The organism is Brevundimonas sp. AAP58, assembly GCF_001295975.1.
Lineage (GTDB): Bacteria > Pseudomonadota > Alphaproteobacteria > Caulobacterales > Caulobacteraceae > Brevundimonas.
The window spans coordinates 1-1,828 of the sequence record NZ_LJHU01000099.1 but is presented as its reverse complement, the minus strand read 5'-3'; the positions used below and the strand labels follow the sequence as shown (position 1 = coordinate 1,828).

At 63.3% G+C, this 1,828-nt stretch carries 2 protein-coding genes; both read right to left on the bottom strand.

Annotated features, from left to right (window positions below; genetic code table 11):
* Positions 1-164: 164 nt before the first annotated feature.
* Positions 165-530: a 5-carboxymethyl-2-hydroxymuconate Delta-isomerase gene (locus tag IP78_RS12565; protein WP_054112024.1), complete on the bottom strand. Its 366-nt coding sequence runs from the start codon at positions 528-530 to the stop codon at positions 165-167.
* Between the two features lie 39 nt (positions 531-569).
* Complete coding sequence (locus tag IP78_RS12560; RefSeq protein WP_054112023.1) at positions 570-1,601, bottom strand: alpha/beta hydrolase; 1,032 nt, start codon at positions 1,599-1,601, stop codon at positions 570-572.
* Positions 1,602-1,828: the final 227 nt, after the last annotated feature.

The following is a 1,828-nucleotide window of genomic DNA, read 5'->3' as shown; positions in this document are numbered from 1 at the left end:
CCACCGTCTTCCTCTCAGCCGTCGCCCTCGCTGCTACCGTGCTCGTCTGGCTATGAGTCCTGACCCTAGGACCCGCTACCCCCAAGCCAGAACCTGACTCTTTAATGACGTTCAAACAGATCCGCTTTTGGCGGCAGTCCCGCCATAGCCAGTGGCTGTTCCGGTCAGGCCCGGGTCGCCTTCCGGTAAACTGCGGCGTCCATGTCGCGAACCTCGACCGTCATCTGCAGCGGCCGCCGGGATCCACGGCGCTCCACGCACGCCTCGACGCGCTCGAGGATCAAATCCGCGGCCTGCGCTTTGATCGCCGGCGATCGCCCGGTCAGCACGCCGAGCTCGACGTGGACCATGGCTTCGTCCGATGAACCCGGCCCGATCACGACATCTTCGAGGCGCGCCAGGCGCGTCTTGAAGCTGGCTAGCTCGGTGTCGAGAACCGGCGCCAGGATGGCGTGGAGGTCGAACGCCAGGCGCCGCGCGTCCTCGACGGCGATCACTTCATGCGAAAACTCGATCGTGATCTGAGGCAAGGGAGTGGGTTCCAGCGGTACTGTGGCGGCGTGTATCAGCTATCTTCGGAATTGTTCGCTGCTGAGCCAATCCGCGATTACGTCGACCAGCCGGGGGCTGAGGCTCATTTCACCGAACCGGTGTTCTCCCGGGGCAAGACCATTCCCCCGCAGAAAGAAGTGCTCCTCATCCGGCAGTACGACCACGGTTAGCCGACTCTCCGGGTTGCGACCTTCGAGAAAGACGGGAACGTTTAGCTCCGGCGAGGTGAGGGGGTCGATTCCCCCCCACACCGTCAGGACCGGGTCGGTCACCTGCACAAAGGCATCCGCCGGATCGTGGCTCAGAAATACCCGCATCTCTGCGCTGCTCATCCGCTCGACAAAGCCGGGCCTGATTTCTGCTGCTTCCTCGGCTGACAGGCCACTGACTTGAAACAGGTGATCGGCTGCCACCTCGAGCCCGCTTCTGTCGTCCGCCACTGCGAGGTCGACTACCCGTTCCAGGGCCGCACGTATCCGGGCATGGCCAGCCGCATCGTGGTCGGGAAAACGCGCTGGGTTGGCCTGTTGGTCGATCCAGACAGTCCTGCCTGGACGGCCCGGGGCCCCAAGCAGGACGAGGAAGTCCAGAGTGTCTCCGCGTTCAATCCAGACCTCGGTCGCGACCATCGTGCCCTCGCTGTGACCAATCAGGCCGAGCGGAACACCCTGGAGGTCAGGATGGGATGTCAGGGCATCAAACACGGACACGATCTGCGGCGTGCGCTCGCGGAAGTGCCGGATGCGGGCGCCGGTTGAAGCCCCGACGCCAGAGTTGTCGATCCTGACGCTTGCAATTCCGAGTTGCGCAAGCTCGTCGGCGAGCACTCGGAACATGGGGGTCCCAGAAATGATCTGGTCACGACCGTGTGGGCCATTGCCCTGGATGAGAACCACCGCAGCGCGCGGCCTGTCGGCCGGCAGGACTAGCGTTCCCGCCAGCACCGCCTCGTCGGAGCGTGCCTCAAACGTCTCCTCCCTGATCTGGGCTATTCCCGCCGTCGGCATTGCACAAAGGGCGATACTGATGATCAGGGCGCGTAGGGTCATTGTATCTCTCCGGATCGCTTAAGCTTGCTGTGATCTTAGAGGCCCGAACCGGCGCGTCTGGATGCGGCGGCGCGAAATTAATTGAGGCGTCGTCAGGGCGGCGGAAGACCCGCGCCTCTAGTTCTGGAGAATCGAACGTCCACTTTCCGCTGCAGCAGCTAGGGTCAGGAATAATAGCCAGACGAGCACGGTAGCAGCGAGGGCGACGGCTGAGAGGAAGACGGTGG

Coding starts and splice junctions, on each gene's coding strand:
- IP78_RS12560 (WP_054112023.1), bottom strand. CDS start 1,601: ATGACCCTACGCGCCCTGATCATCAGTATCGCCCTTTGTGCAATGCCG.